The sequence below is a fragment of the Desulfobacter sp. UBA2225 genome (assembly GCF_002348205.1).
Taxonomy (GTDB): domain Bacteria; phylum Desulfobacterota; class Desulfobacteria; order Desulfobacterales; family Desulfobacteraceae; genus Desulfobacter; species Desulfobacter postgatei.
In genome coordinates this window covers 1-6,954 of sequence record NZ_DDYV01000228.1, presented here as the reverse complement: position 1 = coordinate 6,954, position 6,954 = coordinate 1, and the positions used below count along the sequence as shown (strand labels likewise).

The 6,954-nt window shown below is 49.2% G+C and carries 8 protein-coding genes; all 8 read right to left on the bottom strand.

Annotated elements, in window-relative coordinates; all coding sequences use genetic code 11:
* Positions 1–559 (bottom strand): aminotransferase class III-fold pyridoxal phosphate-dependent enzyme (locus B3D59_RS11590; protein WP_286819899.1); only part of this gene is annotated, 559 nt, incomplete at its 3' end.
* Positions 560–571: 12 nt separating this feature from the next.
* Positions 572–1,462 carry an acetylglutamate kinase gene (argB, locus tag B3D59_RS11585; RefSeq protein WP_286819898.1) on the bottom strand — a complete coding sequence of 297 codons (891 nt, stop codon included), beginning with the start codon at positions 1,460–1,462 and terminating at the stop codon, positions 572–574.
* Complete coding sequence (hslU, locus tag B3D59_RS11580) at positions 1,459–2,823, bottom strand: ATP-dependent protease ATPase subunit HslU (protein ID WP_286819897.1); 1,365 nt, start codon at positions 2,821–2,823, stop codon at positions 1,459–1,461. Before hslU ends, argB begins: the two co-directional genes overlap by 4 nt.
* A 157-nt stretch (positions 2,824–2,980) precedes the next feature.
* Positions 2,981–3,523: an ATP-dependent protease subunit HslV gene (hslV, locus tag B3D59_RS11575; protein WP_004072064.1), complete on the bottom strand. Its 543-nt coding sequence runs from the start codon at positions 3,521–3,523 to the stop codon at positions 2,981–2,983.
* 77 nt (positions 3,524–3,600) lie between these two features.
* The gene (locus B3D59_RS11570) at positions 3,601–4,497 is read right to left on the bottom strand and encodes a tyrosine recombinase XerC (protein ID WP_286819896.1); all 897 of its coding nucleotides are present in this window, start codon (positions 4,495–4,497) and stop codon (positions 3,601–3,603) included.
* Positions 4,487–5,083 (bottom strand): uracil-DNA glycosylase family protein, encoded by a 597-nt coding sequence (locus B3D59_RS11565; protein ID WP_286819895.1) that lies wholly within the window; start codon positions 5,081–5,083, stop codon positions 4,487–4,489. Before B3D59_RS11565 ends, B3D59_RS11570 begins: the two co-directional genes overlap by 11 nt.
* Before the next feature lie 4 nt (positions 5,084–5,087).
* A complete protein-coding gene (coaBC, locus tag B3D59_RS11560; RefSeq protein ID WP_286819894.1) occupies positions 5,088–6,287 on the bottom strand; it encodes a bifunctional phosphopantothenoylcysteine decarboxylase/phosphopantothenate--cysteine ligase CoaBC in 1,200 nt (399 codons plus the stop codon).
* Positions 6,287–6,784 carry a hypothetical protein gene (locus B3D59_RS11555; protein WP_286819893.1) on the bottom strand — a complete coding sequence of 166 codons (498 nt, stop codon included), beginning with the start codon at positions 6,782–6,784 and terminating at the stop codon, positions 6,287–6,289. The genes coaBC and B3D59_RS11555 overlap by 1 nt, the downstream gene beginning before the upstream one ends.
* Positions 6,785–6,954: the final 170 nt, after the last annotated feature.

Genomic DNA, 6,954 nt, shown 5'->3' with positions numbered 1-6,954 from the left:
GCTCCATCATCACCGCACACACCGTATCATCTACAACAGCTTTAAGCGCGTCAATATCATTGAATGGCACATGGGCAAACCCATCCAGCAGAGGATAAAATCCCTTTTTGATTTTATCCTGACCCGTGGCGGACAGCGTGGCCATGGTCCGTCCGTGAAAGCTTTGCTGCATGGTCACGATCTTGAACCTGTCGGTCTCCCCCTTTGCCTGAAAAAACCGCCGGGCAAGTTTGATGGCAGCCTCGTTGGCTTCGGCCCCTGAATTGGCAAAAAACACGCGGTCAGCAAAGGATTTTTCAGTTAAAACCTTTGCAAGTTCGGCTTGAGGTCTTGTGTAGAACAAATTGGACACATGCAGCAGAGCGCCGGCCTGGGCACAAATGGCTGCGGTGAGATCGGGATGGCAATGCCCCATATTACATACGGCAATGCCGGCCAAAAAATCGGTATATACATTTCCCTGATCGTCATAAAGTTTGCTGCCCCGACCTTTGACAAAGGGCCGCCCCTCACGCAAATAGGTCTTAAACACATGATCTTGGGTAAGTTGAATGCTCATTATTTTATTTCCTTAATTATTAAACTTTTTGGCAAACAGCTGGGTGCCTATCCCTGAATCCGTAAACAGCTCCAGCAAAACCGCATGGGCAATTTTCCCGTTAATGATATGGGCTTTTTTCACGCCGTCATTCAAGGCGGAAAGCCCGCATTCCACCTTTGGAATCATGCCTCCTGAAATCCGGCTGTCCCGAATCATCTGGCGTGCCTGCTGCTCATTTAACGAAGAGATAAGCGTCTTGTCACTGTCCAGCACCCCGTCTACGTCCGTGACAAGAATAAGGCGCTCGGCACGAAGTGCGGAAGCGATTCTTGCCGCCACCACATCTGCATTAATATTGTATGTTTCGCCTTTGGTGCCCACGCCCACCGGCGCAATAATGGGGATAAAGCCCTGGTCGCTCAACGTGTGAATGATCTCCGGATTTACCCGGGACACATCCCCCACCATGCCTGGATCAATGATCTCCGGTGGCTTGGTTTCATCTTCCTGGTGATAAATGGTCATTTTTTCGGCCAGGATCAATCCTGCATCCTTGCCCGTAAGACCTACGGCCCGTCCGCCTTCCAGGTTGATCCGGGAGACGACATCCTTGTTCACCTTGCCGCCTAAAACCATTTCCACCACATCCATAGTGGCATCGTCCGTATACCGCATCCCCTTGATAAAGGTAGATGTGATCCCCATGGCTTTGAGCACTTTATTGATCTGGGGACCGCCGCCATGGACCACCACAGGATTGATTCCGATGGTTTTAAGCAGGATAATGTCCTTGGAAAATTTGGTTTTCAGTTCCTCATCCACCATGGCATGTCCGCCATACTTGATCACCACGGTTTTTCCGGAAAATTTTTGGATATAGGGTAAGGCCTCTATCAATATGTCTGCAACAGTATTTTTCATAAGATATACCTGCTTAAATCCTGGTTTCTGGCAAGAGTTGACAACTGTCGTTCAACAAAATCAGAATCAATGGTAATACTGGTGTACTCCACATCCGGGGCATCAAATAAAATCTCTTCAAGCAGCCGTTCCATAAGTGTATGAAGCCGCCTGGCCCCGATGTTTTCCATGGATGCATTCACCTCAACGGCAATCCGGGCAATTTTATCCACAGCCCCCTGGGTAAAACTTAATTCCACCCCTTCGGTGCGCAGCAGGGCTATGTACTGCAGCACCAGGGCATTTTTAGGCTCGGTCAGAATACGGGTAAATTCCGATGCGCCTAAAGAGGAGAGCTCCACCCGGATGGGAAACCTTCCCTGCAACTCCGGAATAAGGTCCGAGGGTTTGGATACATGAAAGGCACCCGATGCAATAAACAGAATATGATCTGTTTTCACGGTACCGTATTTGGTGGGCACGGAACTGCCTTCCACAATGGGCAAAAGATCTCTTTGCACCCCTTCCTTGGAGACTTCGGGTCCGTGACTCTTTTCTTTGCCCGCAATCTTGTCGATCTCGTCGATAAAAATGATGCCGGACTGTTCCACCATGGTAATGGCATCGTTTTTGACCTCGTCCATATCCACCAGATGGGCCGCCTCCTCCTGGGCAATCAGGGCAAGGGCGTCTTTGACTTTTACATTGCGGCGCTTGGTGTTTTTGGGCATCAAATTACCAAGCAGATCCTTCATATTGATACCCATCTCCTCCATGCCGGCATTTGAAAAGATTTCCACCATGGGGAAATTTTTTTCCGGGACATCAATATCTATTTTACGGTCGTCAAGCTTGCCGTCATCAAGCATTTTACCAAGCTTTTCGCGGGTATGGGCAGGGGAATTATCTTCAGGCTTTTGTGAATTATCATCCCCGGTATCCAACCCGAAGCTGGGACTGCTTTTTGGGGAAGGCAACAGAATATCAAGCACCCGCTCCCGGGCGATTTTTTCCGCCTTTTCCTGAACCGCTTCCTGCTGACGGCATTTGAGCGTGTTTACCGTAAGTTCAACCAAATCCCGGATCATGGATTCCACGTCCCGGCCCACATACCCCACCTCGGTGAATTTGGATGCTTCCACTTTGTAAAATGGGGAATCCGTCAAATTGGCAAGGCGTCGGGCAATTTCGGTTTTGCCGACTCCTGTGGGGCCGATGAGGATGATATTTTTAGGTGCAATCTCATCCTGGAGATCCGGTTCGACTTGCCTTCTGCGCCATCGGTTTCTTAAGGCCACAGCCACTGATTTTTTGGCGGCATTCTGACCGATAATGTACTTATCCAATTCTGTTACAATCTGGTGGGGTTTTAAATCCTTCATTCAATGCTTTCCAATGGTTAAACGGGCAATTTTTATTAACTTTCTCTTTATTAACTTTATAAGAAAGTCTGCGTAACCTACTCAGATCTTTCAATCTTTGTTGTGGGCTATGCCTGGCAGTTGATATGTCAGGTCAGCCCATGGCTGTTATATGATTTCACTCTATGGTTTCAATGGTAACATGGTGATTGGTATATATACAGATATCTGCGGCAATTTTCATGGATTTTTCCACAATCTGCACCGGTGAAAGATCCGTATTTTCAATCAGGGCCACGGCTGCAGCCTGGGCCGCGGTGCTGCCCGACCCGATGCTGATGATGCCTTCATCCGGTTCAATCACATCCCCGTTACCGGAAAGAAGATACAGGTTTTCTTTATCGGCTGCAATCATCATGGCCTCAAGGCGGCGAAGATATTTGTCCGTACGCCACTCCCGGGCAAGTTCCACACAGGCCCGGGTCAGGCTGCCGCTGTACTGATCCAGTTTCTCCTCAAGCTTTTCGGCCAGGGTCAGTGCATCGGCCGTGGCCCCTGCAAATCCTGTAATAATCCGGTCATGGTAAATCCGTCTGACCTTCCGGGCTTTATGTTTTGTTACAACATTGCCTAAAGTAACCTGTCCGTCACCGGCTACCACGACCATGTCTCCGGTTTTAATAGCAAGAATTGTGGTACCGTGAAATTGTTGATTATCCATATATGCGTCTCTCCTGATTCTGTTCGCCATAAAATATGCCGACAGTCCGGTTTTTTTGATTGAATGTTGTAAAATATTTATCTTCGAGGATGGGCTTTGTCGTACACGGCCATCAAGTGATCCATGCTCACATGGGTATACACTTGGGTGGTGGACAGGCTGACATGGCCTAGGATTTCCTGAATACCCCGAAGATCTGCGCCTGAATCCAGCATATGAGTGGCAAAAGTATGCCGCAGGGTGTGGGGAGATATTTTCAGACCCAAGCCGCATTCCATGACCACCTTATCAAGAATGCGCCGTATGGACCGTCTGCCAAGCCTTCGAAAGTCTTTGTTTAAGAATACCGCTGGGAAATTTTCCTTAAAATCAGCCCGGTAGGTTTGAACGGCATCAAGAGCCCGCCTGCCCACGGGCATGATGCGTGCCTTGTTTCCCTTGCCCAAAACCCGAATCAGTCCGGCATGAAAATCAATATCCTGGATATTGAGCATGTGAAGCTCGCCGATTCGCATACCCGTGGAATAAAACGTTTCAAACATGGCAAGATTACGTCGCTCCATCCAGGTATCACGTTTCATGGTGTCCAACAGCCTGAAAATATCATCAATCCCCATGGCCTTGGGAAGGGTTTTCTCAAGTTTTGGGAAGGGGATGGTGTCGGCAGGATTTAACCCGATCAACCCGGCCCTGACCAGGTAATCAAAAAAAGATTTTAAGGCGGACAGACGCCTTGAAAGGGTTTTTTTACTTTTTTTCAAGGCGGTCTGGGCGGCAAGATATCTTCGCACAATCATCTTGTCTACCTGTTGGACCCTTTTTTCAAAGGCCTGTTGCCAGTTTTCATCATTGCAGTTGCAGGTATCCAGATAAAAAAGGATAAAGCTTTTTATATCCGTAAAATAGGCCCGAAGCGTATGGGCGGAATACCCTTTTTCAGCTTCCAGAATGTTCAGATAGTCATTAAGAATCATGGCGGTCCAATCCTGTACAGGCCATGACCTGTTTAAGATCGTCCCAGGCCTGGCGTTTCAGGGCAGAGTTTTTCACAAGCACCGAAGGGTGGTGGGTGACCATGACCGGCACCCCGTGGCATTGAAAAAAATCTCCCCGGATTTCTGCCAGGGGATCATCCGTCTCCTTCATCATCCGGCAGGCCTTTTCTCCGAATGCCACCACGGCCAAAGGCTTATGCGTCAGTATGTGGCGGGAAAGCAACGCGTTGTCCGCAGCATTGCAGATATACACATCTGAAGGTGTGAGATGCATGGCGGCAAGCATCTTTATCAAAAGGCCGCCGGGCTCCCCCTTAAAAAAGGTTCCTTCACTGTCCACGAGAACAATGCGCGCATCCTCAGGCCCCTGGGCATAAAAAAGCGGCGGCGGCCATGATGGGGTACCCCATGTTTCAAGGATATGAAAAGCGTCCCTGCCCAGGACTATGGAGTGGTTTCCTAAACTTTTTTGAAACTTTAGAAACCGGTTTAACGCATTTAGGGCCTGGACAAACCCATGGCCGCAGTCTGAATCCTGAGCTGCATTCCCGTCAGAAATATCCATGGTTTCAAGAGACCGCCTGGACAACAGCGTCCAAAATGGCGTGGGCGACCTTCTCCTTTGTCATCAAAGGCAGATCCGTGACTTGGCCGTCCCGGGTGAACAGTTTGACTTTATTGGTGTCTGCCTTAAAGCCGGAACCACTTTTACCCACAATATTGGCAACAATCATATCCAGTTGCTTTTTCTCCATCTTGCCCACCGCATAGGTTTCAAGGTCACGGGTTTCTGCAGCAAACCCGACCAGGTACTGATTTTTTCTTTTTTTGAGCCCAATGGCCTTTAAAATATCCTTATTCTGGGTCAATTCAAGGGTGACAGCCCCTTGAGTTCCGCTTTTCTTGATTTTATGGGCCTGGACGGACACCGGTTTGAAATCACCCACGGCCGCCACTTTAATAATGATATCGGCCTGGTCCAGATGATCAAGCATGGCATCATACATCTGATCGCAAGACCCCACGGATACGCGTGTCACACCAACAGGGGGATCAAGGCTGACAGGGCCGGACACAAGGATAACATTGGCCCCTCTTTTTTCCGCAGCCCCGGCAATGGCATACCCCATTTTACCCGAGGAGTGGTTGCTTATAAAACGTACCGGATCAATGGGCTCAACCGTGGGGCCTGCAGAAACCAGGACGGTCTTTGCTTTCAGGTCCTTTTTGTAAAAAAACGCACAAGCCCGGTCAAAAATAAACCAGGGTTCAGGCAGACGCCCGGCACCGGAGGTTCTACAGGCAAGCACGCCTGAATCCGGGTCCAGGATATGAATGCCTGTTTCTTCGAGCAGGTCCAGGTTTTTCTGCACCCTTATGTTCTGATACATATCCGTATTCATGGACGGGCAGATCAAAACAGGGCAGGTCATGGCCAGCATGGTTGTGGTCAACGCATCGTCGGCAATGCCGTGGGCCAGCTTGCCGATGCAATTGGCTGTGGCAGGCGCGATGACCGCAAGATCTGACCTTGACGCCACTTCAATGTGGGCAACGCCGGAACCGGGCCCTTCCCACAAATCCAGCATCACCGGATTTTCCGAGAGCACCTCAAAGGTGGCAGGCCCCACAAACCGGGTGGCAGCCCGGGTCATCGCCACGACCACATCGGCCCCGGCCTTTTTGAAAAGCCTAAGCAGTTCAACGCATTTATACGCGGCAATACCGCCGGTCACCCCTAAAAAAATGTGTTTACCATTCAATGTCATCAATAGGCATCGCTTGTGGGATTTTCCGATACGCCGCGGAAAATTGGGGCTATGCCGATTTCAACATAGGTATAAATCTGCTCTTCACGAATTGTAATCACAGCACACCGGGTGGCCTTTTGAAATACCATGATGGTGGTTTCCAGGGCTTTAATCCTGGAAAGGACCGTCCAGTTGTCCTTTTCCATGCTCATGGAAAAGAACTGATAAAGGGAGTTTGGCTCCACCCGCCCCTTAAGGGTAAGAAGTCCGGATCTGAATCCGGGCGTTGACACCACAACCGTACGGTTTTTAATAATTGTCAACCCCTCGGGAACCAGCACATCCTCAAAATCATGGTAAACAGCAAGGGGTTGCTTCGCTATCCCCGACTGGGGGGGCGTGACCTGATTCGAAGGAGATGCCCCCTTAGAAAGCCCGCACCCTGAAACAAAAATAAGGGTTGTAAAGACCAAACAAATTAAAAAGGCTGATGCCGGACAATGACGAATTTGCATTAATTTTCTCCAGGTTATTCGTTAGCGCAATTGCTATTTCTTCTAAAACGAATTTCCTTAAATGTCAATTCAATGATTAAAACCACAAAGTTCATGAAGAACACGAAGTTTAGGACGCGAATCTCTTCGTGAACTTCGTGTTCTTCGGTGCGCCAGGATAAGCCTGGTCA